The following is a 24,228-nucleotide window of genomic DNA, read 5'->3' as shown; positions in this document are numbered from 1 at the left end:
CGCGCGTCACGCTCCCCGCGGAATGGGCTCGAACGCGCGCTGGTAGACGGGTTCCTCGTCCTGCGTCAGGCGGCGGTAGCGGCGCAGTCTCGCCAGTTCGTCCGCGTTCGGGAAGACGAGCGGGCTGTCGGCGAGGCGGGTCAGCTCCTTCGCCTTCTTGCCGGACGCTTTCTGCGCGTCGGCCCGGATGATCCGGCGGGTGTCCGGGACGGGCGTGATGTAGTTGACGAACTCGGTGAGCGGGGCGTTGTGCTCGGGGACGTACAGCCAGTCCATGAGCGTCAGCGCGTCCACCGGATGCTCGGCGGTGCTGGGAATGCACAGATTGTCGGTCCAGCTCGTGCCGCCTTCTTCCGGCACGACGAACGCGACGTCCGGCCCGGCCATCGTGTAGACGTCACCGGACCACGCCATCGTCAGCCAGACCTCGCCCTTGCTGACGGCGTCCACGTAGTCCTGCTCGTAGTACTTGCGGACGATGCCGTCATCACGCTGCCGCCTGAGCTTCGCGGCCGCCCGCCGCCAGTCGTCCGGGGTGCTCTTCTCCGGGTCCGCGCCGACCGCGAAAACGCCGAACGAACCGAGTTCCTGCGAATCGCTCATCATCCCGACGCGGCCTTTGTACTTCGGGTCGAAGAGCTGCGCGATGCTCGTGATCTCCTCTTTCACGTACCGCGTGTTGTACGCGATACCCGTGACGCCCGACTCGTACGGGACGGTGAACGCGTTGCCCGGATCGAACGACGGGTTCTTGAATCCGGGCCCGGCGTACTTCTCGAAGTTCGGCAGCCTGGCGTGATCGAGCGGCGCCAGATATCCGAGCCTGCGGCATTTCTCGAGCTGGATGCCGTTCGTCAGGACCATCAGGTCGAAACCGATCGACTGGTGCGCGGCCAGCGGAGCCTGGATCTTCCCGAACCAGGGGCCGGTCTCCTCGATGACCTCGCGGTAGGTCACCCGGACGCCGCTGTCCCGCTCGAACGCCTTGATCGTCGCCTGGTCGTCCTGCATGTAGCCGGGCCAGTTGGCCCAGCTCAGCTTTCCGGCGGCGCGCTTGCCGCGCCAGAAGTCCGCGTCGGGCGCCTTCCCGCGCCCCTTCACACCGCACGCGCTCGCGGCCATGACCGTTCCGGCCGCCGCAAGAAACCCCCGCCGCCTCACGCGACACCACCCCGGCGCGCCGCACCGGACCGCGCCGACCCGTCCGCCTCCGCATCCGACCGCACCGCGCCGTCCGGACCTCCTCCCGACCGCGTCGGTGGTCGCCGGTCGGCGTCCGGGTTCGTGTCGTCGTGCGAGGCGGCGTCGAGCGCGTAGGAGTGGCGCTGGTGCCAGGAGACCCAAACCCTGTCGCCGCGCGCGGCCGGTGTGCGGGTCGCGTCGTCGTTCTGCGCGTAGACGACGACGTCCCCGGCCGCCGTCGCGACGCTGTACGTCGTGGACGCGCCGAGGTACCCGACGTCGGCGACGGTGCCCCGCAATGCGCAGCGCGCGTCATCCGGTCGGTCCCGGCCGATGCCGATCTTCTCCGGCCGCACGGCGATCTCCAGCGGCTCGCCGGAGCGCGCGGACGCGTCCGGAACGACGACCCGGCCGTCCGCGCCGAACGCCAGCACCGCGCCCTCCGGCCTCCATTCGGTAACGCGGCCCGCGATGAGGTTCGACGTGCCGACGAACCCGGCGACGAACCGCGTCCGGGGCCGCTCGTAGACCTCCCGGGGTGTGCCGACCTGCTCGATGCGGCCGTCATTCATCACCGCGACCCGGTCGGACATGGCCAGCGCCTCCCCCTGGTCGTGCGTGACCAGCACGAACGTCACGCCCACCTCGCGCTGGACGCGTTTCAACTCGCCCTGCATCGCCTGTCTGAGCCGCAGGTCCAGCGCGGCGAGCGGCTCGTCCAGCAGCACGGCGCGCGGCCGGTTCACCAACGCGCGGGCGAGCGCGACGCGCTGTCGCTGCCCGCCCGACAGCGCGTCCGGGCGCGCCTTCTCCCGGCCGGTCAGCTCGACGACCTCCAGCATCCGCCCGACGCGCTCGCGGACCTCCGCGCGCCCGACGCCGCGCCTGCGCAGCCCGAACGCGACATTGTCGAAAACGTTCATGTGCGGGAACAGCGCGTACGACTGGAACACCGTGTTGACGTCCCGCCGCTCCGGCGGCACGCCGTCCACGGACGCGCCGTCGAGCCGGACCTCGCCCCGGTCGGGCGTCTCGAACCCCGCGACGACGCGCAGCAGCGTCGTCTTCCCGCAGCCGGACGGGCCGAGCACCGAGAAGAACTCGCCCGCCGCGACCGCCAGGTCGACGCCGCGCAGCGCGGGAACCGTCCCGCCGCGCCCGGGGAACGCCTTGGCGACGTCGCGGAGGCCGATCGCGGGAACGCCGTTCTGCACCCTGCACCCCCGTCCCCGTTGAGCACGCGATCCGGACGCCACTATCCCATTTCCCGCCATATCCCTCGAATCCCGGCTACTCATCCATCCGGGGGATGCCAGCGCGCACTGGCGCGTCGTATTTTGAGGTGCTGCCAGGAAGGAGACCGGCCATGCCCGAGTCGGTTCCCGCTCCCCGCTCCGAGTCCGTCGAGTTCCGCATCTCCCCCGAACAGCACCTGGTCCTCCACGAGGCCGCCGCCCTCCTCGGCTGGACGGTCGCCGAGTACGTCCTGTCCACCGCCCTGGACCGAGCGGAACGAGACCTCCACACCCACGCCGCGACGATCGCGCCCCCACTCCCCGACCCCGACCTGACCCCCTTCACGGTCTTCCTGACCATGAACACCTGACCCACCCGAACCCCCACACGGCAGCAAAACCCCACCCCACCCAAACAACGCCACCAACCACCCGACCACTCGGCCAAACCCGAGACCACCGCCCCACCCCGGGAACACCGCAGACCAGCCCCGCGCGAGAAACCCGGCCGCAACCACACGGCCCATCACCCGAACCGCCCCTGCCCGGCCGCTCCTCGAAAAGCGCCCCGCCCGCATCGAACGCCCCCGGCGCAGGCGCGCCCCCACCCGACCCGCACACCACGTCGCACATCACGGATCACAACCCCGAACGGCCCCGCCGCCCACACGACACACCGCTCAACAGACGACGGCCTCACGGGCCACCCCACCCACACACCAACTCACGCGCCGGAGCCCCTGCAATCGGACTGAGTCCGCAGCCGCCCGCAGCACCGGGTTCCCACATCGCGAGTTCCGGCGATCCTTGCGCGAACACTGATCCCGCAGGCGAGGCGCCGGACGCGTCACCCACACCGATTCCGTGGCAGAGCCACCGGGCCGAAGCCAGGAAATCCGCAGCATCCGTCACGTGCGCGTCTACGTCCCAAGCGCGACCTGCACAACTTCACCGAACCACCCGACGCGCGCGCAGACGACCTCGACGCGGTCAGCCAGGTCACAGCCCCAACGCGATGGCACTCCCCACGCAACGGCTCGGAAGCCCGAGGCCCGTGCCACAGCCTGCCCTCGCAATGGACGCATCGTCGTCGTGGAGCGTCGAAGACCCCAGCAAGCCCATCATGCAAGCAGCCAAGACACCGTGACCATGATGCTCCCGTTTCGCTCGCGGACGTCTACCCGACTGCGGGAACAAACCCACGCGCGTCACCCCGAGAGACCACACCACGCACCGCTCCACCCGCAGACCTCTGCCCGACCTGCGGAAATGGACCGACGCGCGCCGACCCGGGAGACCGCGCCACGCTCCGTTCCACTCGCGGACCTCCGCCCGACCTGCGAGAACAGACCAGTGCGCGCCGACCCGAGAGACCTCGCCACGTCTTACTAAGCCCTCTGGGCGCGCGACCTGCCGAGCGTCACAACGCGCGCGTCGAGCGTGGGAGCGCCGCGCCTCATGCCGGATGCGGCCCAGCAGTCCGCTGCTCACCGGGTGGCCGCTCTCCAGCCCGCGGCTCAGGATTCGAGGGCCGCGCGCAGGCGGGCCGCGTACTCGGCCGCCTCATCCTCGGACTCGTACTTGTGACGGGGCCAGAAGAAACCGCGCAGGCCGTCCTTCGGGTTGCGTGGGACGACATGGACGTGCAGGTGCGGGACGCTCTGGCTGATCCGGTTGTTCTCCGCGACGAACGAGCCCGCCGCGTCCAGTGCCGTCTCCATCGCGGCCGCCAGACGGCGGGCGTGGGCGAACAGCGGGCCGACCTCCGCCTCCGGCAGGTCGACCAGCGTCTCCCGGTGGACGCGCGGGACCACGAGCGTGTGCCCCTTGAACAGCGGCCGGACGTCCAGGAACGCGACCGCGTCGGGGGCGTCGAGGACGCGGTGCGCGGGCCGCGTCCCCGCGATGATCTCGCAGAACAGGCAGTCGGTCATGCCCGGCATTGTCCGCCCGAACCGGCTTGACGACCCGCTTACACGCCGGTCGCTAGCGTGCGGCTGCGATGCGCCTCGACGATGTCGCCTTCCGCTACCGCCGCCGCGGCCCCTGGGTCCTGCGCGGCGTGACCCTCGACGTCCCGTCCGGCCGGATCATCGAGGTGACCGGCGGGAACGGCTCGGGCAAGTCCACGCTGCTCCGCGTCCTGGCGGGCCTGCGCCGACCTCGGCGCGGCTCGGTCACCGGCCGCCCGGCCCGCGTGGGGTACGCGCCCGAACGCTTCCCCGTCGCCCAGCCGTTCACCGTCCGGTCGTACCTCGCCCACGCGGCCGCGCTCCGCCGCGTCCCGAAGCACGTCGTCACCGACTGGGCCGAGCGACTGGAGTACACGCGCCTTCTGGACGTCCGCCTACCCGACCTCTCCAAGGGCAGCGCGCAGAAGATCGGCCTCACCCAGGCCTTCCTGGGCGACCCCGGCCTGCTCATCCTGGACGAGCCGTTCGCCGGTCTCGACGCGCGCACCCGCGACGCCCTGCCCGCACTGCTCACCGAGCACGCCGAACGCGGCGCGACCGTCATCGTCAGCGACCATCAACGCGTCCTGGACCACCTCCCCGCCCTCCCCCGCCTCCGCGTCGCCAACGCCACGGTCACCCCTCTCGCCGCGCTCGATGCCTCTCTCGCCGCGCTCGGTGCCAACCCCGACGCGCACCCGCCAAAAACGTCAGAGGACGCAGACCCCAGGGAAACCGCAGACCGCAGGGGAACGGCAGTCCCCAGGGAAACCGCAGATCCGAGGGAAACGAACGACGACGCCAGCTCGGACACCGCTGCGGTGACCGCACCCGGCGCGCGGAAACCGAACGAGCAACGAGCAAGGCCCGCAGACCCCACGCGTCCGGACGCGTCCGCTAAGCAGGAGGAGCAGACCATCCTCGAAGTGACGGTCGCCACCAGGGAGGCGGACGCCCTCGAAACGCGCCTGCGCGCCGACGGCCACCGCGTCCGGAGACTGCCGTGATCGCACTCATCCGTTTCCTCCTGGCCGGTTATCTGCGGTCATCCCGCGTCCTCTACGCGGTGATCCCGATGGTCCTGCTCATGGCCCTGGCCCTGACCCAATGGCCAGCGGGACTTCCGGACGTGCGACTCCGGCTGGGCACCGGCGAGCTGGGCGACGTCCCCGCGTTCATGTTCCCGATCTGGGCACTCGCCGCCCGAAACCTGATCAACACCCAGCCGGACGCGCAACGCGACCTGTCCTTCATGGCGACCCGCCGCACGCACGTCGCCGACCTCGCCGCCGCGTCGATCGCGAACCTCGCGCTCGCCGTCATAGTCCTACCGCTCCCCTTGATCCAGGCGATGGACGCCGACGTCCCCGCATCCGCGCTCCTCGCCGGAGCCGCACTCACCTTCCTCGCCTGCCTGGCCGCGACCGCCCTCGGCGCCTGGACGGCCCAGACGCTCATGCCCCGCGCCGCGACCTCCGTCTTGGTCCTCCTGTGCCTGCTCACGGCCGTGATCCTGCTGAACCTCAGCTCCCTGACATGGCTCTCCATCCCGGTCATCGCCTGGACGAAGGCAGCCCACGACGGCCCCACCTCGTTCACGGCCGCATTCCCCGGCACCGCCCTGCACCTGTTCCTCTGGACGGCCGTCGCGACCACCGCCTACCTCACCGCGACGCGCACCCGCCCCTAACCCGACTCCCCCCGACCACCCGTCCCGTAATCCCAGGGGCGCATTCCCCGGTAACGCGCTCCGCCAGTTCCCCGGACCACGGCCAGAACCCTTTTCGTCATCGCCACTCGCACTCTCCCTCAACTCGCATGCCATCGACCCCCCAGCGTTCGCTTCGCACACGCGTCCTTCAGCAACGCGCTTCGCTTTCTCTGCTGGATAGCGCTCCCGGCCACCGTTCTTCTCGCCACGACCGCACCGCGTTGAATCCGCACGCCGTCAATCACCCGACCTGCGCCCACCGGCAGCGCGACCCAAGCTCAAGATGCGTACGCCACCCGGTCGCCCGCCCCGCGCCCTCTGCGGAGCCGCACCGTCTCCGCCCGACCCACGCGCTTCGATCACGCACGCCGAGCCAGATACATGTGCGCGGCCTGGTCACGCATCTCTCACATGAATTCGTCTGTGCCTCCCTTCCGCACGCCTCCCGCGACGCCGCGCGCACGTCCACAGACGCCAACCAGGCGACGTGCCATGCCCCGCCCCATGCTGACGCTCTTTGACTCGCGCACGTGATTCGACGCGCACCTGTGTTCGCGCATGTCTGCCACTCCCGCACTCTCGCGAAAACCAGGCTCCGCCAATGCGGAAGCGCCGTTTCCTCCGCACCCGCCCGATGTCGGGAACCGCGCGGCTTCCCCGCGCGCGAGCGTCGTGCCCTGCAACACGCTGGCCATCAGCAGCGCCACCAGACGCGTCGCCAGCGGAAAGCCTGGCCGACAGCGTGCTGGTCGGCAGTAAAGGAACAGATGCATGACGCCCGGCGCGGTTCCCGCTTCCCTCAGCTCGCGCACCGTCCGACCGACGCTCGTGTTTCGCCAGCGCCCGCGCCTTGGCTGCCGCCCGCGTCCTGGCTGCCGCACGCGTTTCAACCAGAGCCCGCGTTCCGACCGGCCTATTCCTTTCGGCCGGCATCCCCGCCTCGGCTGCCATCCCCGCTTCGATCGGCCTCCCCGCTTCGGCCGGTGACCCCGTCTCGACCGACATCCACGCCCCGGTCGGCACCCCCACCCCGGTCGGCACCCCGCTCGGCATCCCCGCCCCGCTCGACGGCTGTGCGTCGGCCGAGGCTCGCGATCTGGCCCGCTCGCGCCGTCCGCCCCGGCCCGCGCTTCTCAGGCCGCGCATTGTTCGTCCCGTCGCGACGCGGTGTCCGGGCGTGCGCGGTGGGCGTACGCGGACTGTGTCATCGCCGCCGTTTCCTTGATGGGCTCACCCACACCACGATGGAAGAACACGCGGCCCGGCTCTCCCCAATACCGGTCGATGCGCGGATCGCTGTCGAGTTGCAGGAGCAGGCTGCGATCGGGCACAGGCCGGGCGAGCGCGGATCGGACGAGCGCGGACCCGGCCGAAGCGGCCCGGCCCGCCACCGGCTCGACCTGCACTGACGCAGCGGGCTCAGACCCGTCGGACGCCGACTGGACGAGCGCCCGCGTTGACGCACCGAATCCGGGCTGGTCAAGGCCCACCTGTGCAACCGCACATCCAGCGGATTCAGAGGCCGCAAGCACCGACCCCGCGAATCCAAGCCCGCTGACCGGCGAACGAATGAACCCGCCATCGTCCCCAACGAGTGAAGGCCACCCACCGAGGCGATGTTCCGGCTCTCCATCCGGACTCAGATGGCACCGCCACGCCTCGTAGACCGCCTCGTAAACGCCTAAGAGACCAACGAACCTTCGCTCCAGCGCCTGAACGGCCGGCTCCGTCGGCGACGGCGGCGACAGGACCGGCGTCACACCGCAATCCAACACCGACAACCCCTGGCCGGACTCGGCCGCGCCCATCAAGGAATCGCCAGCACCGTCACGGTCCCACCGGACGCACCAGCCATCCCCTCCACCAGCAGGCGGCCCCGGCATGCATCCGCCGTGGAACGACATCCACCCCCGCAGCGGAAAGCCCGGCAGCCGGAGCACCGCCGCGAGCGCCGCGCAGTCAACCCCCGCCAAGAGCCCGAGCGAAGCGTCGTCCAGCCCCCGCGAACGCCCCGGCGGCGGGCCGCAGAGCCGCACCACCGCCCCCTCCCCCGGCCGCAACCGCAGCGCGGGACGGGCCAGGGACAGAACGACCGCCACCGCCTCGGGCACGAGATGGAGGCCGAGAAGCGAACCGAGCCGATGGCGCTGGGCGCTGAGAGACGTCATGTCGCCCAGCGTTCACCACACGACCACGCTCCGCGAAAATTCCGCCGAGGCTGTGGATAACTTCAGTCGCGCTCCAGGACGTCGGCGAGCTTGACCAGGAACCGGTGGACCTCCCGGCCGTCATAACCCGGCATGAACCGGACGACCGTGAACCGCACGCTCCGCACCTCGGCAGCGGCCACCGGTGCCGCGTCCCCGCACAACCCGGCCACGACCCGGTCGAGGAACGCGTCCACCTCCTGCGCGTCGAACCCCGGCCGGAACCGGCTGGCCCGGAACCGCGCACCCCGCACCCACTCCGCCAGCGCGGCCGCCCCAGCGTCACCCGGCCGCTCGCCAGGCACACCGGACCCACCGGGCTCCGCGCAGTAAGCGGCCAGCAACTCGTCCACGGCGCGGCGGTCGTAGCCGCGCGCCACCACGTCGAACCGGGCCTCGCGCACCTCGTCCGCAGGCACGGTCGTCCCGCCCTGCCCGGCCCGGTCGAGCCGGTCCAGCAGCGCGTCGACCTGCGCGGGTGAGTACCCGCGCATCGCCAGCGGCGGGCGCTTTGTCGCCTTCGGGGTCATGCGGCTCCTCAGCAGTGTTCGCCTGAACTCGCGGTGCCCCCGCACCTGTCCACGGCCGCCCGTCCCCCACGGGCGGCGACGCGACCAGCCTGACGCGGCGTTCGACACGCGTGCAACCGATCTCACGGATCGGGGCGGGCGGACGGCGGAACGGGCCGCACTATCTGTGCGCCGCCGGAAACGTTACGCGCGAAATTCTGGGCGATTCGGACGCTCAACGTACCAAGAACGCCCGCGAACCACACCGAAGCTCACTCGGTCCCCCCGCCCCGACCTGCGCGGACGCCACCCGGTTCGCCTGAACTGACAAGAATCCCCACCCGCGGACCGGGTTTTTCACCTGGCCGCATCCGGCCGCGCGCCGCCGAACGCGATTCAACCCGACTGCGCGGCGAGCTGCCCGCAGGCCCCGTCGATCTCCCGGCCCCGCGTGTCCCGGACCGTCACCGCGACGCCGTGCGCCTCCAGCCGCCGGACGAACTCCCGCTCGTCCTGCGGCCGCGACGCCGTCCACTTCGACCCCGGCGTCGGGTTCAGCGGGATCAGGTTGACGTGGACCAGCCGCCCCTTGAGCAGACGTCCCAGCAGGTCGGCGCGCCAAGCCTGGTCGTTCACGTCCTTGATCAGCGCGTACTCGACCGACACCCGGCGGCCGCTGCGCTCGGCGTACGCCCACGCCGCGTCCAGCACCTCCGCGACCTTCCACCGGTTGTTGATCGGGACGAGCTCGTCGCGCAGCTCGTCGTCGGGCGCGTGCAGCGACACCGCGAGCCGGACGGACAGCTCCTCGGCCGCCAGCTTCTCGATCGCCGGGACGAGCCCCACCGTCGACACCGTCACCGCCCGCTGCGAGATCCCGAGCCCCGCCGGAGCCGGATCGGTGATCCGCCGCACCGCGCCGATCACCGACCGGTAGTTCGCCAGCGGCTCGCCCATCCCCATGAAAACGATGTTGGAGACGCGCCCGGGACCGCCCGGAATCCGCCCGCGCGCCAGCGCCCGCGCACCCGCCGCGACCTGCTCCACGATCTCCGCCGTGGACAGGTTGCGGGTCAGCCCGGCCTGGCCCGTCGCACAGAACGGGCAGTTCATCCCGCACCCGGCCTGCGAGGACACGCACATCGTCGCCCGGTCCGGGTAGCGCATCAGCACCGACTCGAACAGGACTCCGTCGAACGCCTTCCACACCGTCTTGAGCGTGCGCCCGTCGTCGCAGGCCAGCTCCCGGACGGGGCTGAGCAGCGGCGGCAGCAGATCGCCGACCAGCCGGTCCCGCGCCGCCGCCGGAAGATCGGTCATCTCCGCCGGATCATCCACGAGCCGGGCGAAGTAGTGCCGGGAGAGCTGGTCGGCGCGGAACGGCTTCTCGCCGAGCGCGACGACGGCCTCGCGCCGCTCCGCCGGGCTGAGGTCGGCCAGGTGCCGGGGCGGCTTGGCGCGGCGGGGCGCGGCGAAGACCAGTTTCGCGGGCGTCCGCGCGGCGGCGGCGTCAGTGCTGGAAGACATGGTCCTTCCAGTGTCGCAAACCCGAGCCGATGCCCGAGCCGTCCCGCCGCACGCGTTCCGGCGCGGGGACGGGCCCGGCGGACTAAGGTCTCGATCATGTCGGTATTGCGCAGGGGGTCCGCTTCGGCGCGGCGCACCGCCACAGGGGGCGCCGCGGCGACGGTGCGGTCGGAGATCAATCCGTACGGCAGCCGCCGGCTCGTGATCGAGAGCGACGGAACCGTCACCTCGGCGTCACTGCTGGACGCCCGCGAGCGGGTGATAGGCGCCGTCTGGGTCGCCAATCACGAGCCCGCCCCCGACCAGCCCGACCAGGAGCGGCTGGCGGCGGGCGCGGCGCCGCTGCTGCCCGCCGCGCACGTCCGCTCCCCCGAGCCGAGCCCGCCGCTACCGGTGGCGGACCTCGACATCGTGTGGTTCGAGGAAGGCGACGGCGTCGCGGCCCTGGACGACGGCGAGCCGCTGTTCGTCATCCCTGGCTGGTCCGACATGGGCCGCGGCATCCCCGGCTACAGCCGCGACGCCACCGCGCAGAGCCCCTTCGCGTTCCCCCTCGACGACGAGCGCGACGCGTTCGACGCCCGCGTGGAACGCGCTCGCCGCCACTGGGCCGACGTGGCGTCGGAGGAGGCGTTCGCCGAGTACCAGCAGTCCGTCCTCGGCCACCTGCTGCAGCGCCTCGGACCCGGTGGCCACTACTGGCACGACGTCGGCCGCGGCCTCACCGGCGGCACCGCGACCGCGCCCACGGTCGGCCTGTCCGAGCGCCCGCCGCAGGACGGCCGGGACTTCGCCGTCCTCAGCACGGTCGGCATGTCCCGGCAGCGCATGCCGACCATCGAGCTGTACGAGGACGACGTCACCCCGCACGCCCGGATCGAGCTCGCCGTGGCGACGCGCCTGCCCAGCAAGCGCGCCGGGGCCGTCTTCCCGTGGCTCGCGCAGTACCCGTGGCGGTCGGTGACGTGGTTCGCGCCCGGCGACGTCGTCAAGTGGTACCACGACGCGGGGACGTTCCCGCTCGGCGGCGACGACGCGGCGTTCGAGGGCGTCCTGCTCCTGGACGACCCGAGCCGCCTCGCCGGGCCCGTCCCGCCCGGCCTCACCGGCTTCACGGCCGGCGGCGACCCCGTCCGCTGGCTGTGGCTGATCCCCATCACCGGCGAGGAGCACCGGTACGCCAAGAACGAGGGCTCCGACGCGCTCGTCCGCCGCCTCGCCCAGCAGGGGCGCTCCTGGGTCGTCTCCTAGTGAAAAGCGAAGGCCACGGAACCGGCGGCGGTTCCGTGGCCTCGTTGTTCCACCCTGATCAGGACGGGACGAACAGCTCCAGCAGCATCCACACCACCGGCGCCGTCGCGACCAGCGAGTCCAGCCGGTCCATGACGCCGCCGTGCTCCGGCAGCAGCGTGCCCATGTCCTTGATCCCGAGATCCCGCTTGATCATCGACTCGACCAGGTCCCCGACCGTCGCCGCGACGACCGCCGCGAACCCGATCAGCACACCCGGCCAGATCCGGTGGTCGTCCAGCAGCCACCACAGCAGCCACGCCCCGACCGCCATGCACGTGACCGCCGAACCGGTGACGCCCTCCCAGGTCTTCTTCGGGCTGATCGTCGGCGCGAGCTTGTGCCGCCCGAGATAGGAGCCCGCGAAGTAGCCGCCGATGTCGCTGGCGACCGTCACCGCGATGAAGATGACGATCCGGTGGTCACCGTCGTCCGGCCGCATCAGCAGCGCGACGACGCCGCCCATCAGCACCAGGTATCCGGCCGTGAAGACCCCGGCCGTCACGTCCCGGACGTAGCCGTCGCTGCTCCCGCGCGCCATCCGCACGATCATCACGGCGAGGACCGTCAGCGCCACGACGGCGACCAGGCCCCGCGTCCCCCACCAGTACGCGACGAGCGGCGCGGCGACCATCGCCGCCGCGACCGGCGCGAACGGCACCTCGATGCCGCGCGACCGGAACGCCTGCGTCAGCTCGCGCATCCCCAGGAACAGGAACACGATCATGACGGCGAGGAAGATCTCCTTCACCGTGTAGAGCGAGACCAGGACGAGGGCGCCGAGGAAGACCCCGACGCCGATCGCGACCGGCAGGTTCCGCCCGCCGCGCTTCTTCGCCGGGGGCTGCTCCCCGCCGCCGGATTCCTCCGGCCCGCCGGGTGAGGTCACGGTGTCCCCGGTCCTGTCGGTTTCCATCAGACTTCGAGCAGTTCGGCTTTCTTGTGCTCGAGCAGCTCGTCGATCTGCGCGACGTACTTCTGCGTCGCGTCGTCGAGCTCCTTCTCAGCACGCCGGACCTCGTCCTCGCCCGCGTCGCCGTCCTTGGCGAGCTTCTCCAGCGCGTCCTTGGCCCGCCGCCGCACGTTGCGGATCGACACCTTCGCGTCCTCGGCCTTGCCGCCCGCCACCTTGACGAACTCGCGGCGGCGCTCCTCCGAAAGCTCGGGGAACACGACGCGCAGCACGTTGCCGTCGTTGGTGGGGTTCACGCCGAGGTCGCTGTCGCGGATCGCCCGCTCCACCGCCGACAGCGACGACTTGTCGAAGACCTGGACGATGACCATCCGCGGCTCGGGCAGCGTGAACGACGCGAGCTGGTTGATCGGCGTCGGCGTCCCGTAGTACTCCGCGGTGATCTTGTTGAACATGGCCGGGGTGACGCGCCCGGTGCGGATGCCCTGGAAGTCCTCCTTGGCGACCGCGACCGCCTTCTCCATCTTCTCCTCGGCTTCGAGGAGGGTCTCGTCGATCACTTCGACTCCCGGTTCACCTTTGGTCGGCCGTTTCCGGCCCGTCTGTGGTCAGCGGTCCGCCGGGCTGACCAGCGTGCCGATCTTCTCGCCGCGGACGGCCCGGACGATGTTGCCCTGGCCCATCAGGTCGAAGACCACGATGGGCAGCGCGTTGTCCATGCAGAGGCTGATGGCCGTCGCGTCCATGACCTTCAGACCCCGCTGCAGGACCTCACCGTAGTCCAGCCGGTCGAACTTCACCGCGTGCGGATTCTTGCGCGGGTCCGCGTCGTACACGCCGTCGACCTGGGTGGCCTTGAGCACCGCCTCCGCGCCGATCTCCAGGGCGCGCTGCGCGGCGGTGGTGTCGGTGGAGAAGAACGGCTGGCCGAGCCCGGCGCCGAAGATCACGACGCGGCCCTTCTCCAGGTGCCGGATCGCGCGGCGGGGGATGTACGGCTCGGCGACCTGGCTCATCGTGATCGCCGTCTGGACGCGGGTGTCCAGGCCCAGCTTCTCCAGGAAGTCCTGCAGCGCCAGGCAGTTGATCACGGTGCCGATCATGCCCATGTAGTCGCCGCGCCCGCGGTCCATGCCGCGTTCGGCGAGCTGCGCGCCGCGGAACATGTTGCCCCCGCCGCACACCACGGCGACCTGCACGCCGTCGCGGACGGCCTCCGCGACCGCCTCGGCCACGTGCTGCACGACGGCGGGGTCGATGCCGAGCGGGTCGCCGCCGGCGAACGCCTCGCCCGACAGCTTCAGCAGGACGCGTTTCCAGCCCGCGCGCGGCGCGTGCTGGTCGGACGACGAGGCCGCCGTCGTGTCAGTGGTGGTCTTCTCCGGCACGTCGGCGGCCTCCTCGTTGCGTTGCGAATATGCGGTCCCGTTCGTCCGGGACCTACGCCTGGCCGACCTTGATGCGGATGAAGCGGACGACGTTGACGCCCGCCTCCTCCAGGACCTTGGCGATCGTCTTCTTGCCGTCCTTGACGAACGCCTGCTCCAGCAGCACGAAGTCGCGGAAGTACGCGTTGACGCGGCCCTCGACGATCTTCGGGATGGCCTGCTCGGGCTTGCCCTCGTCGCGGGTGAGCTGCTCGGCGAGCGCCCGCTCCTTGGCGACGGCCTCCGCCGGGATGTCCTCGCGGGTGAGGTACTTCGGCGACATCGCGGCGATCTGCTGCGCGACGTCGCGGGCGACCTCGGCGTTCTCCTTGTCCAGCTCGACCAGGACGCCGGTGGTCGGCGGCAGGGACGGGTCGGACTTGTGGAGGTAGCTGGCCACGTACGCGCCCTGGTAGTGCGCGAACCGGCCGATCTCCAGCTTCTCGCCGATCTTCGCGCTGGCCTCCTGGACCAGGGCGTCGACGGTCTTGCCGGACTCGATCTCGGCGGCGAGCAGCGCCTCGGCGTCGGCCGCGCCGCTGGTGGACGCGAACTCGACGATGCGGTCGGCCAGCGCGATGAACTCGGCGTTCTTCGCGACGAAGTCCGTCTCGCACTTGAGTTCGAGCAGGGCGCCGTCGCCGGAGCCCTGGAAGTACTGCGCGACCAGGCCGTTGGCGGCGGTGCGCTCGGCGCGCTTGCCGACGTCCTTGGCGCCCTTGAGGCGCAGGATCTCGACGGCCTTGTCGAAGTCGCCCTCGGCCTCGGTGAGGGCGTTCTTGCAGGCCATCATGCCGGAGCCGGTCAGCTCCCGGAGCCGCTTGACGTCGGCGGCGGTGAAGTCAGCCATCGCTCTTTCGTCTCTGGAGTGGGTGGAAAAGTCTGCGGGGACGGCGTCCCGGGGCCGCTGCGGCCCCGGGACGGCGCGTCGTCAGGCCTGCTCGGCGGCGCCGTCGGCAGGCGCCTGCGCGGCCTCGGCCTGCTCGGCCGGGGCGGCCTCGGCGGCGGGCTGCTCGGCCTCCGCCTGCGCGGCGGCGGGCTCCTCGGCCGGGGCCTCGGCGGGCGCGGCCTCGGCGGCGCCCTGCTCCTTGTTCTCCAGCAGCTCCCGCTCCCACTCGGCGAGCGGCTCCGCGCCGCCGCCGGACTCGGCGGGCTTCTCGTCGCCGCCGGACGCGGCGCCCGCGCGGGCGATGAGGCCGTCCGCGACGGCGTCGGCGACGACGCGGGTCAGCATGCTGACGCTGCGGATCGCGTCGTCGTTGCCCGGGATCGGGTAGTCGACCTCGTCGGGGTCGCAGTTGGTGTCCAGGATCGCGACGACCGGGATGCCGAGCTTCTTGGCCTCGTTGACCGCGATGTGCTCCTTCTTGGTGTCCACGATCCAGACGGCGCTGGGCACCTTGGCCATGTCGCGGATACCGCCGAGGGTGCGCTCCAGCTTGTCCTTCTCGCGGCGCAGCCCGAGGAGCTCCTTCTTGGTCATGCCGGAGCCGGCCACGTCGTCGTAGTTGATCTCCTCCAGCTCCTTGAGCCGGGTGAGACGCTTGTGGACGGTGGAGAAGTTGGTGAGCATGCCGCCCAGCCAGCGCTGGTTGACGTACGGCATCCCGACCCGCGCGGCCTGCTCGGCGATGGCCTCCTGGGCCTGCTTCTTGGTGCCGACGAACAGGATCGTGCCGCCGTGGGCGACCGTGGCCTTGACGAACTCGAAGGCGCGGTCGATGTAGGACAGCGACTGCTGCAGGTCGATGATGTAGATGCCGTTGCGCTCGGTGAGGATGAAGCGCTTCATCTTCGGGTTCCAGCGGCGCGTCTGGTGGCCGAAGTGAACGCCGCTCTCCAGCAGCTGCCGCATCGTGACGACGGGTGCCATATCCCGTGTTCTCCTCTTCTGGCCCGCCGTTCCGGTTCCGGTCGGGAGGGCCGCGTGTCGGTTGTGTCTGCGCCCCGACACCGCCTCGCCGCCGCGAACGGCGGACCGAGAGGCCGTGCCCCACCGGCCGCGAGGACCGGATGGCGCGAGAGCGCGTGAATTCGGCCGCCTGGGCATGGACCCACGCAGCCGTTCTCCGATTCTATGGGATGAGCGACGTGCGGGTGGAATCAGCCGACCGCAGCGGCCTTCGGACGGAGTTGTCCACAGGTTCGGCCGCCGTTCGCGCCGGTCGGTGGCGGCTCGTCAGGCTCGCGGCATGACTGCATTCGCACTCGCGCTCGCGATCTTCGCCGCGCTCGGCCTCTCGCCTTCCACCGCCTCGCCGGGCGGTCCGCACGGCTTACGGCCCGGCGGCGTACACGGCACCGCGTCCACCGACCCGGCCGACGCTGCCCCTGGCGGTCGGCGGGCACGCCCCGCGAACAGCGCTCCGACGCGTCACGCCGTAGGGCGCGACGCCTCCAGCGGGTGGCGCTGGCCGCTCGGACCACCGACGCCCACGGTCGTCCGAGCGTTCTCACCGCCCGCCGTCCCGTGGGGGCCCGGCCATCGGGGCGTCGATCTCGCGGCCCGGCCCGGTGCGCCGGTCCGGGCCGCCGGAGCCGGGACGGTCTCGTACGCCGGGCGGCTCGCGGGCCGGAGCGTCGTCGCGGTCAGCCACGGGGTGCTGCGGACGACGTATCTGCCGGTCCTCCCCTCGGTGCGGGTCGGCGCGGCCGTCGCGGCGGGGACGCCGATCGGGGTCCTGGAGCGCGTCCCGTCGCCGCACTGCGCGGTTCCGTGCCTGCACTGGGGCCTGCTGCGCGGGACGGTCTATCTCGATCCGCTGTCGCTCGTGGGCCGGGGCGTTCGGCTGCTCCCCCAGTGGGCGACGGCATCGTCCGCGCCGCACGTTCCGGGAACCGCCCGAAGGACGCCTGATGTTGCGCTGCGCTCCGCGACGTCCTTCAGCGGGACGTGGCTGACGGGAATGGGCTCAGGCTTCCTGCTCGCGTTCCTGGCGCTGTTCGTAGGGCGGCACGCGCGGCTCAGACGGCCCGCGCGCCGACGCCAGCCCTGCGAGGTGATCGACCTGGCACGGGAACGCCGCCTGCGCCGGGTCCGCTGACCGCGCATTCACTCGGCTCCGCGCGGATGCGCCTGGCGATGCACGCTCCGGAGGCGTTCCACGGAGACGTGCGTGTAGATCTGCGTCGTCCTCAGTGACGCGTGGCCGAGGATCTCCTGGACGCTGCGCAGATCCGCGCCGCCCTCCAGAAGATGGGTCGCGGCGCTGTGCCGCAGGCCGTGCGGGCCGAGGTCGGGGACGTCCCCGGCCTCGGCGATCCGCGCGTGGACGATCTTGCGCGCCGTCGTCGGGTGGAGCCGCCCCCCGCGCGCGCCGAGGAACAGCGCCGCGCCGCTGGACTCGGTCGCCAGCGCGGGGCGGCCCGCGCGCAGCCAGTCCTCGGCGGCCTGGACGGCGACGGCGGCGATGGGGACCCTCCGCTCCTTGTCGCCCTTGCCGATGACGCGGACGGTGCCGCGTCCGGGATCGAGGTCGTCCACGTCCATCCCGCACAGCTCGCTGACCCGGACGCCGGTCGCGTAGAAGACTTCGAGGACGGCCAGGTCGCGCAGACCGATCGGGCCGTCCGCCGTCATGCCGTCGAGCAGGCGCGCGGCCTGCTCCTTCGACAGCACGGTCGGCAGGTCGCGGTTCGGACGCGGCGTGCCGAGCAGCGGACCGGGGTCGGCTTCGAGGAGCCCCCGGCGGTGCAGGTACCGGGTGAACGCGCGCGCGGCGGCGGTCCTGCGTGCGAGCGTCGCGCGCGACCGGCCCTCGGCGTGCTGCCGGGCGAGCCACGCGCGCAGGACGCCGACCTCCAGCTCCCCTGGCCCGGCGAGGCCGACGGCGGCCGCGTGCCGCACGAGATCGCCCACGTCGCCGAGGTACGCGCGGAGCGTGTGCGGCGACAGGCCCCGCTCCGCGCGCAGGTGGCGCTCGAACTCCGCGATGGCCTCGCTGAACGGGGCGGGGATCGCCTCCTGGTCATCGGTCGTCACAGCGCCACGCTCGCCGTTCCACGACCCGATTGCAAGCGCCGCCTCCGCCCGGCGGAGGGCCGTGAGTCGTATCACCGAGAGCCGGTCACCAACGCCCCCACGAAACCCCAGGTCAAGGGGCCGATCGTTGTCGGTCCGACGCGGTCGGCGCACCCAGTTATCCACAGCCTCGAAACGATTTTCCGTTGGCCGCCCCCGAGGACGCAGGGTCGTGCCCGGAGGTGATTCCGATGCGATCGGAACTCAACACGGCGCACGCCCTCGGCGCGCGAGGCGAGGCCATCGCCGCGCACCACCTGGTGCGTCTCGGCTGGACCGTCGTCGACCGGAACTGGCGCTGTCCCGAAGGCGAGCTGGACATCGTCGCGCGCGACGGCCGCTGGTACGTGGCGTGCGAGGTGAAAACCCGCCGCAACGGCAAGTTCGGCCATCCCCTGGAAGCGGTGACCCCCGCCAAGGCGGCTCGCCTGCGCCGCCTCGCCCTGCGCTGGGGCGCCGACCACGGCATTCCCCCCACCCATCTGCGGGTGGACGCCCTCGGCCTGCTCCTGGCCCCCGCCGGCTTCACCATCGAGCATCTACGCGCGATCAGCTAATGCCCACACCCCACAACAACCACCCGCAACCCACCGACCACCGCCGGGTCGTCGGGTACACGCCCACCCACTGGAACACAACAGCACATCAGCACCTCACCGACCCCAACACAACGCATCCGCACTCCCCCACACGACTCTCTCCCCGCCCCACCCACCACACCACCGAATCCCGCGGCCCACCCACCAGACCGCCGCGAGCGCAGCGCCGGACCAGTACGACCGCGCAACCTGCGACCACGCAGCGCACGACGGCTAACCAACGCAGCGCCGAGCCAGCGCGGCCACGGCGACCAGGCCGGCCCAGGTTGGCCCAGGTTGGCGTGGCTCCGGCACCACCGCGCCGTACCGCAGCCGACTCAGCGTCAGCACTCCCGCGCACTGCGGCGACCGGACAACGCCGCGCCGGACAAGCACAGCCGCGCGGCGGCGAGCCAGCACAACGCCGGACCAACGCCGCCGCGCGCGGTGCTCGGCCGGCCCAGCGACGAACGAGCATGCCCGCGCACGCACGGAGGCGGTGGGCCGCCGGGAAGCTCTGCGGACAGGACGAGCAGCATGCCCGCGCACGCACGGAGGCGGTCCGGCGCAGCCGTGGCCGCCGGGCCGCCGGAACAGCGCGGCAACCGCCGCGCAGCCGCCGACGCCAACCGTCCCGTCCACCGACCCGGCTCGATCAGCACGATGCAGCGCAGCACGACCAGCGCGGTTAGCGCGGCGCGATGCGGTGCGGCAGCAGCCGCCGCGAGGCAGCGAACGCACACCGTCTCGTTCGTCAGTGCGGTGCGGCGCGGGCCAGTGCAGGTCGGTGCCGTCCAGGACGGCGCAGCCCGGGCAGCCCGGTGCGGGCCGAGGCGGCGCAGGGTGGGGCGGCGCGGGGTGGGGCGGCGCAGGGCGGGGGCGGTGGGTGCGGGGTGGCGGGGTCGTGCGGCGCGGATGCTCGCCGTCTCGTTCGTGCCTGGACCGATGCGGGTCGGCGCAAGTCGGCGCAAGTCGGCGCGGTGCGGGCCCGTACCGCAGGGCGCGCTCCGGGGTCGGCCCGGTCCGGCGCGAACCGGCCTGATGCGGCCCGGTACGGCCCGGTTCGGCCCGTGTGGGGCGGATCGGGGCGGTGGCTGTCGTGCGGTTGGGCGCTCGCTGGTCCGTGTGTCGGTCTGGTTCGGCGCGCGGCCGTGGCGGGGCGCTGGGCGGAAGTGCAGTGCTTTCCAGCAGTTCTTGTCCCTCGCTGGTCGCGAGGGGTCTCGATTCAAGGAGTTGTGCATGACACTCGCGAAGACCAAATCGGTCTCGCTGCTCGGTGTCGACGGTTATGTCGTGGACGTCGAGGCGGCCATCACGAGCGGCGTTCCCGGCCTCCATCTCGTCGGGCTGCCCGACACGGCGCTCAGTGAGGCTCGTGACCGCGTCCGTGCGGCGATCTACAACTCGGGCGAGGACTGGCCGAACCGCCACGTCACCGTGTCGCTCTTCCCGGCGAGCCTTCCGAAGAAGGGTTCGTTCTACGATCTCGCCATCGCCATAGCGCTGCTCGCGGCGGCGGAGGCGGTGCCGCCGCGGTCGTGCGCGGGGCTGGTCGTGATCGGTGAGCTGGGGCTCGACGGACGGGTCCGGGCCGTGCCGGGCGTGCTGCCCGCCGTCCTGGCCGCGGCGAACGCCGGGTGCCGCACGGCGGTGGTGCCGCTCGCGAACCGCGCGGAGGCGGCGCTGGTGCCGGACGTCGAGGTCATCGGCACCGCGACGCTGCGCGGGCTCCTGGCGATCCTGCGCGACGAGGCCCCGCCCGTCGAGGAGACGGACGCCGAGCCCGATCCGCCGCCCGCCGCCCACGACGGCCTCGCCGGGCGCGTGCCCGACCGCCGCGCCGTCCTGGACCTCTCGGACGTGCGAGGGCAGGCCGAAGGACGCCGCGCCCTGGAGATCAGCGCGGCGGGCGGCCACCACCTGTACTTCGCCGGACCACCCGGCTGCGGTAAGACGATGCTGGCCGAACGGCTCCCCACGCTCCTGCCGCAACTGGAGCCCGACGCGGCGCTGGAGGTGACGGCGATCCACTCCGTGGCGGGCACCCTCCCGCCCGGCCAGCCGCTCATCACGCGCCCGCCGTTCCACGCCCCGCACCACACCGCCAGCGCGGCCGCGCTGGCGGGCGGCGGCTCGGGCCGCGTCCTCAAACCAGGCGCGGTCTCCCTCGCCCACCGGGGCATTCTCTTTCTGGACGAAGCCCCGGAGTTCAGGTGGGGCGCGTTGGACGTCCTGCGGCAGCCCCTCGAAGAGGGCGAGGTCCGGATCTCGCGGGCCGAGGGAACGGCGTGCTTCCCCGCGCGGTTCACGCTGGTCCTGGCCGCCAACCCGTGCCCGTGCGCGGCGGCGACGCAGATGGACTGCTCGTGCGCGCCCTCCGCGCGTCGCAAGTACCAGTCGCGGCTCTCGGGACCGCTGCTCGACCGGGTGGACCTCAAGCTGGAGCTGGCCCCCGCCAGCCGCGCCGAACTGCGCTACGACCTGGAGTTCGCCGAACCCAGCGAGGTCGTCGCCGAACGCGTCGCCGCAGCCCGGGAACGGACGCTGAAGCGCCTGTCCGACACCCCGTGGCGGACGAACTCCGAGATCCCCGGCCCGGAGGTGCGGCGCGCCTTCACCCCGTCCGCCGCCGCGATGGGCGCGGTCGACGCCGCGCTGCAGAACGGAAGCCTCAGCGCGCGCGGCCTCGACCGGGTGCTGCGCGTCGCCTGGACCATCGCCGACCTGGCGGACCGCGACGAGCCGGACGCGGACGACATCGGCGGCGCGCTCGCCCTCTGGATGGGACGGCGATCATGAACACGAGCCACGACGATCCGACCGGCCGCGCCGCGCGAGCCGCGCTGACCGCCCTCGCCGAACCCGGAGACCGGCTGCTCAACGCCCTCATCGAGCGGGCCGGACCGCCGGGCGCGCTTGGCGCCGTCCGCTCCGGGACACTGCCGGACGGCGTCGCGCGAACGGCTGAGGACCAGCACCGCGCGCTGGCGCGGCTGGAACACTGGCGACTCCGGCTGTCCGCCGTGGACACCGACGCCGACCTGGCCGTCGCCGAGCGGCTCGGCGTCCGGCTCGTCTGCCCCGGCGACCCGGAATGGCCGACGACGCTGGACGACCTCGGCGACGAACGCCCCTACGCGCTGTGGCTGCGCGGCCCCCGCGACCTCCGCCACGGCTGCCTGCGGTCGGTGGCGATCGTCGGGGCACGCGGCGCGACGTCCTACGGGACGCGGATCGCCGCCGACCTCGCGGCCCGCCTGGCGGAGACGGACTGGACGATCGTGTCGGGCGGCGCGCTCGGCATCGACGCGGCGGCGCACCGGGGCGCGCTCGCCGCGGACGGACGGACGTTCGCCGTGCTCGCCAACGGCGTGGACGTCCCCTACCCGGCCGTCCACGAGGGCCTGTTCGCCGAGCTGGCGGGCCGGGGCCTGCTGGTGAGCGAGTCGCCGCCGGGGGCGAGCCCGCGCCGCTCGCGGTTCCTCGTGCGCAACCGCGTCATCGCCACGCTGACCCGCGGGACGGTCGTCGTGGAGGCGGCGTGGCGGAGCGGCGCGCTGAACACGGCGTCGTGGGCGCAGCGGCTGGACCGCGAGCTGATGGCCGTCCCCGGCCCGGTGGACTCGGCCGCGTCCGAGGGCTGCCACCGGCTGCTCCGCGACTCGCCGCCCGCGTTGCTGGTCACCCGGCCGGAGGAGGTCGTCGAGGCGCTCGGCAGACTGGGCGACGACCTGGCCCCGCCGCCGCGCGACCCCGTCCTGCCCCGCGACCGCCTGGACCCGGCGACGCGCGCGGTCCTGGAGGCGCTCCCCGCCCGCGGCCACGCGGGCCCCGCGCAGCTCGCCGCGACGGCCGGGATGAGCCTGGACGCGGTCAACGCGAAACTCGGGCTCCTGGCGGCGGCGGGCTTCGTAGAACGCAGTCCCGGCGGGTGGCGCCTCACGACCACAGCGCGGGGCCGCGCATGACGAACCCGATCCGCCCGCGAGAACCCCCGCCCACCAGGCACCCGGCCTAACGATCACGTTGGAAGCAAGAACGGTACGGGCCGCAGCGCGCGATGCGGCCCGCCGCCAAAGGCGAATCAACCAAGAGAAGGAGACCGGGCGCACCCGCTGAGCGAGCAGATGGGATGACGACGCAACTGCACGGCAGGTGAGTCGACGTGCGAGACAGCCTGGATGAACAGCGCGCCAACAAGCGGCCGACATGGAAGGGGAAACCGAACCAGCGCGCGACACGACTGCGGCGCGGTCTCTCGACCGGGCGCGTTGTGGGCCACCGGGGACGGACGTGTGGGGGTGACGGTAGGCGCGGTCAGGGTCTGTCTCAGAGTGCCTCAGCCGCAGCGCGAGTGCGTTGACTGGGCGGTGAAGCGAAGCCGGAGGCGAGCTTCGCCGGCCGATGCCGCGCTCGCACAGGCCCGGTGAGGCCTCGATCCGCCAGGCGAGGGCCGTGGGCCGGGACTTCGAAACACCGCCTAGTCGGCGGACGGCAGTTCGAACTCGCTCTTGGCGATCTCTTCGACGTTGACGTCCTTGAACGTCACGACACGCACGTTCTTGACGAAGCGGGCGGGCCGGTACATGTCCCAGACCCAGGCGTCCTGCATGGTGACCTCGAAGAAGACCTCGCCGTTCTCGGTGTCGCGGACCTGGAGGTCCACCGAGTTGGTGAGGTAGAACCTGCGCTCGGTCTCCACGACGTAGCTGAACAGCCCGACCACGTCCCGGTACTCGCGGTAGAGCTGGAGTTCCATCTCGGTCTCGTACTTTTCGAGATCCTCGGCGCTCACGTCCGTGCCCCTTCCGTCCGGCCACCACCGGAGACCTCCACGGCCTCCGCCCCCGAGCCCACCTCCCCATTCTTGCGCACGACCCGTCCGACGTTGACGTAGGAGAAGCGATGCTCCGGGCAAGGACCGTGCGCGTCGAGTGCCGCCGAGTGCGCGCGCGTCACATAGCCCTTGTGGACGTCGAACCCGTAGTCGGGGTAGCGCTCGTGCAGCTCGACCATGAGGCGGTCCCGGGTGACTTTCGCGATCACCGACGCCGCCGCGACGCACGCCGCCGCGCGGTCGCCCTTGATGACGGGCAGGCCGGGGACGTCGAGGCCGGGAACCCGGAACCCGTCGCTCAGAACGTAGTCGGGGCGCGTGTCCAGGGCCGCCAGCGCCCGGCGCATCCCGGTGATGTTGCAGCGGTGCAGGCCGATCCGGTCGACGTCGTGGCAGGGGATGACGACCGCGCTCCACGCCACGGCACGCCGCACGACCTCGCCGTAGATCTCCTCGCGGCGCGCGGGGGTCAGCAGCTTGGAGTCGGTGAGCCCGTCGATGACGCCCGCGCGCCCGACCGGGAGGATCGCCGCCCCGACGACGAGCGGCCCGGCGCACGCGCCCCGCCCCGCCTCGTCCACCCCGGCCACCCGCCGGAACCCGCCATGCGCGAGCGACCGTTCGAACGCGTACAGACCCGCGTCCCGGCGCGGCGTGAAACGGAGGGGGCGTTCCATCATGGTTCGCAGAGTACGTCCCCCCACGACCAATCGCCCACGCACCCACCGCACACGCCAGTGCGGCGCGCGCACCGGCTGCGGCCCGGCCGTTCAGCGCGCGCCGCGCTCAGGGACGTGCGGGGCTGCGGCGCGTGTGATGACGTCGCGCCCTGCCTCGGC

The 24,228-nt window shown here is 72.3% G+C and carries 22 protein-coding genes; 8 read left to right on the top strand and 14 right to left on the bottom strand.

The features are described from left to right. Positions 1-6 precede the first annotated feature (6 nt). Together G339_RS0130470 and G339_RS0130465 are read right to left on the bottom strand one after the other, a co-directional pair. Entirely contained in the window at positions 7-1,122 is a 1,116-nt protein-coding gene (locus G339_RS0130470) for a polyamine ABC transporter substrate-binding protein (protein ID WP_019634857.1), read from the bottom strand. Positions 1,123-1,157: 35 nt separating this feature from the next. Then, entirely contained in the window at positions 1,158-2,396 is a 1,239-nt protein-coding gene (locus G339_RS0130465) for an ABC transporter ATP-binding protein (protein WP_019634856.1), read from the bottom strand. Positions 2,397-2,548: 152 nt separating this feature from the next. Here G339_RS0130465 and G339_RS0130460 point away from each other — a divergent pair, with 152 nt between their 5' ends. Then, positions 2,549-2,788 carry a type II toxin-antitoxin system TacA family antitoxin gene (locus G339_RS0130460; RefSeq protein WP_019634855.1) on the top strand — a complete coding sequence of 80 codons (240 nt, stop codon included), beginning with the start codon at positions 2,549-2,551 and terminating at the stop codon, positions 2,786-2,788. Between the two features lie 1,146 nt (positions 2,789-3,934). Here the strand turns inward: G339_RS0130460 and G339_RS0130455 are convergent. Further along, a complete protein-coding gene (locus G339_RS0130455; RefSeq protein ID WP_019634854.1) occupies positions 3,935-4,351 on the bottom strand; it encodes an HIT family protein in 417 nt (138 codons plus the stop codon). Positions 4,352-4,419: 68 nt separating this feature from the next. Between G339_RS0130455 and G339_RS35880 the strand changes: the two genes are divergently transcribed. Together G339_RS35880 and G339_RS0130445 are read left to right on the top strand one after the other, a co-directional pair. After that, a complete protein-coding gene (locus tag G339_RS35880; protein WP_019634853.1) occupies positions 4,420-5,376 on the top strand; it encodes an ATP-binding cassette domain-containing protein in 957 nt (318 codons plus the stop codon). After that, a complete protein-coding gene (locus G339_RS0130445; protein ID WP_019634852.1) occupies positions 5,373-6,059 on the top strand; it encodes a hypothetical protein in 687 nt (228 codons plus the stop codon). The genes G339_RS35880 and G339_RS0130445 overlap by 4 nt, the downstream gene beginning before the upstream one ends. 1,154 nt (positions 6,060-7,213) lie before the next feature. Here G339_RS0130445 and G339_RS0130440 read toward each other — a convergent pair. The 3 genes from G339_RS0130440 to rlmN form a co-directional block, all read right to left on the bottom strand. Beyond that, on the bottom strand, positions 7,214-8,248 hold the full coding sequence (locus G339_RS0130440; protein ID WP_019634851.1) for a YwqG family protein: 1,035 nt from the start codon (positions 8,246-8,248) through the stop codon (positions 7,214-7,216). Between the two features lie 62 nt (positions 8,249-8,310). Then, positions 8,311-8,817, bottom strand: coding sequence for a DivIVA domain-containing protein (locus tag G339_RS37235; protein ID WP_019634850.1), 507 nt, complete (start codon positions 8,815-8,817; stop codon positions 8,311-8,313). Between the two features lie 375 nt (positions 8,818-9,192). Further along, positions 9,193-10,323: a dual-specificity RNA methyltransferase RlmN gene (gene rlmN / locus G339_RS0130430; RefSeq protein WP_019634849.1), complete on the bottom strand. Its 1,131-nt coding sequence runs from the start codon at positions 10,321-10,323 to the stop codon at positions 9,193-9,195. Between the two features lie 201 nt (positions 10,324-10,524). On the opposite strand from rlmN, the gene G339_RS0130425 reads away from it, so the two are divergent. Then, positions 10,525-11,574, top strand: a complete 1,050-nt coding sequence (locus G339_RS0130425; RefSeq protein ID WP_240489942.1) for a suppressor of fused domain protein — start codon at positions 10,525-10,527, stop codon at positions 11,572-11,574. A gap of 58 nt (positions 11,575-11,632) precedes the next feature. Here G339_RS0130425 and G339_RS0130420 read toward each other — a convergent pair whose 3' ends face one another. The 5 genes from G339_RS0130420 to rpsB form a co-directional block, all read right to left on the bottom strand. Further along, positions 11,633-12,502, bottom strand: a complete 870-nt coding sequence (locus G339_RS0130420; RefSeq protein WP_051108007.1) for a phosphatidate cytidylyltransferase — start codon at positions 12,500-12,502, stop codon at positions 11,633-11,635. A 26-nt stretch (positions 12,503-12,528) separates the two neighbouring features. Further along, entirely contained in the window at positions 12,529-13,086 is a 558-nt protein-coding gene (gene frr / locus G339_RS0130415) for a ribosome recycling factor (RefSeq protein ID WP_019634846.1), read from the bottom strand. A gap of 48 nt (positions 13,087-13,134) precedes the next feature. Next, complete coding sequence (pyrH, locus tag G339_RS0130410; protein ID WP_019634845.1) at positions 13,135-13,914, bottom strand: UMP kinase; 780 nt, start codon at positions 13,912-13,914, stop codon at positions 13,135-13,137. Between the two features lie 52 nt (positions 13,915-13,966). Further along, the gene (gene tsf / locus G339_RS0130405; RefSeq protein ID WP_019634844.1) at positions 13,967-14,803 is read right to left on the bottom strand and encodes a translation elongation factor Ts; all 837 of its coding nucleotides are present in this window, start codon (positions 14,801-14,803) and stop codon (positions 13,967-13,969) included. A gap of 81 nt (positions 14,804-14,884) precedes the next feature. Continuing rightward, the gene (gene rpsB / locus G339_RS0130400; RefSeq protein ID WP_019634843.1) at positions 14,885-15,826 is read right to left on the bottom strand and encodes a 30S ribosomal protein S2; all 942 of its coding nucleotides are present in this window, start codon (positions 15,824-15,826) and stop codon (positions 14,885-14,887) included. A 319-nt stretch (positions 15,827-16,145) separates the two neighbouring features. Here rpsB and G339_RS38290 point away from each other — a divergent pair, with 319 nt between their 5' ends. Beyond that, positions 16,146-16,997 carry a murein hydrolase activator EnvC family protein gene (locus G339_RS38290; protein ID WP_205625669.1) on the top strand — a complete coding sequence of 284 codons (852 nt, stop codon included), beginning with the start codon at positions 16,146-16,148 and terminating at the stop codon, positions 16,995-16,997. Between the two features lie 8 nt (positions 16,998-17,005). Here the strand turns inward: G339_RS38290 and G339_RS0130390 are convergent, their stop codons facing one another. Beyond that, entirely contained in the window at positions 17,006-17,935 is a 930-nt protein-coding gene (locus G339_RS0130390; RefSeq protein ID WP_019634841.1) for a tyrosine recombinase XerC, read from the bottom strand. A gap of 230 nt (positions 17,936-18,165) precedes the next feature. On the opposite strand from G339_RS0130390, the gene G339_RS0130385 reads away from it, so the two are divergent. The 3 genes from G339_RS0130385 (at position 18,166) to dprA (ending at position 22,520) form a co-directional block, all read left to right on the top strand. Next, a complete protein-coding gene (locus tag G339_RS0130385) occupies positions 18,166-18,531 on the top strand; it encodes a YraN family protein (RefSeq protein ID WP_019634840.1) in 366 nt (121 codons plus the stop codon). 1,260 nt (positions 18,532-19,791) lie between these two features. Next, complete coding sequence (locus G339_RS0130380) at positions 19,792-21,351, top strand: YifB family Mg chelatase-like AAA ATPase (RefSeq protein WP_019634839.1); 1,560 nt, start codon at positions 19,792-19,794, stop codon at positions 21,349-21,351. After that, entirely contained in the window at positions 21,348-22,520 is a 1,173-nt protein-coding gene (gene dprA / locus G339_RS0130375) for a DNA-processing protein DprA (protein WP_019634838.1), read from the top strand. Before G339_RS0130380 ends, dprA begins: the two co-directional genes overlap by 4 nt. Positions 22,521-23,032: 512 nt before the next feature. On the opposite strand, the gene G339_RS0130370 is transcribed toward dprA, so the two are convergent. Both G339_RS0130370 and G339_RS0130365 read right to left on the bottom strand, forming a co-directional pair. Further along, positions 23,033-23,347 (bottom strand): DUF2469 domain-containing protein, encoded by a 315-nt coding sequence (locus G339_RS0130370; protein ID WP_019634837.1) that lies wholly within the window; start codon positions 23,345-23,347, stop codon positions 23,033-23,035. Next, on the bottom strand, positions 23,344-24,069 hold the full coding sequence (locus tag G339_RS0130365) for a ribonuclease HII (protein ID WP_019634836.1): 726 nt from the start codon (positions 24,067-24,069) through the stop codon (positions 23,344-23,346). Before G339_RS0130365 ends, G339_RS0130370 begins: the two co-directional genes overlap by 4 nt. Between the last annotated feature and the right edge of the window lie 159 nt (positions 24,070-24,228).

Origin of the sequence: Actinomadura atramentaria DSM 43919, assembly GCF_000381885.1 — a bacterium.
In the GTDB taxonomy this organism is placed as follows: Bacteria; Actinomycetota; Actinomycetes; order Streptosporangiales; family Streptosporangiaceae; genus Spirillospora; species Spirillospora atramentaria.
This window is presented reverse-complemented; position numbering and strand designations above follow the sequence as displayed.

Coding starts and splice junctions, on each gene's coding strand:
- G339_RS37235 (WP_019634850.1), bottom strand. CDS start 8,817: ATGACCCCGAAGGCGACAAAGCGCCCGCCGCTGGCGATGCGCGGGTAC.
- tsf (WP_019634844.1), bottom strand. CDS start 14,803: ATGGCTGACTTCACCGCCGCCGACGTCAAGCGGCTCCGGGAGCTGACC.
- G339_RS0130460 (WP_019634855.1), top strand. CDS start 2,549: ATGCCCGAGTCGGTTCCCGCTCCCCGCTCCGAGTCCGTCGAGTTCCGC.
- G339_RS0130455 (WP_019634854.1), bottom strand. CDS start 4,351: ATGACCGACTGCCTGTTCTGCGAGATCATCGCGGGGACGCGGCCCGCG.
- G339_RS0130365 (WP_019634836.1), bottom strand. CDS start 24,069: ATGATGGAACGCCCCCTCCGTTTCACGCCGCGCCGGGACGCGGGTCTG.
- rpsB (WP_019634843.1), bottom strand. CDS start 15,826: ATGGCACCCGTCGTCACGATGCGGCAGCTGCTGGAGAGCGGCGTTCAC.
- G339_RS0130385 (WP_019634840.1), top strand. CDS start 18,166: ATGCGATCGGAACTCAACACGGCGCACGCCCTCGGCGCGCGAGGCGAG.
- G339_RS0130380 (WP_019634839.1), top strand. CDS start 19,792: ATGACACTCGCGAAGACCAAATCGGTCTCGCTGCTCGGTGTCGACGGT.
- G339_RS38290 (WP_205625669.1), top strand. CDS start 16,146: ATGACTGCATTCGCACTCGCGCTCGCGATCTTCGCCGCGCTCGGCCTC.
- G339_RS35880 (WP_019634853.1), top strand. CDS start 4,420: ATGCGCCTCGACGATGTCGCCTTCCGCTACCGCCGCCGCGGCCCCTGG.
- G339_RS0130440 (WP_019634851.1), bottom strand. CDS start 8,248: ATGACGTCTCTCAGCGCCCAGCGCCATCGGCTCGGTTCGCTTCTCGGC.
- G339_RS0130470 (WP_019634857.1), bottom strand. CDS start 1,122: ATGGCCGCGAGCGCGTGCGGTGTGAAGGGGCGCGGGAAGGCGCCCGAC.
- rlmN (WP_019634849.1), bottom strand. CDS start 10,323: ATGTCTTCCAGCACTGACGCCGCCGCCGCGCGGACGCCCGCGAAACTG.
- dprA (WP_019634838.1), top strand. CDS start 21,348: ATGAACACGAGCCACGACGATCCGACCGGCCGCGCCGCGCGAGCCGCG.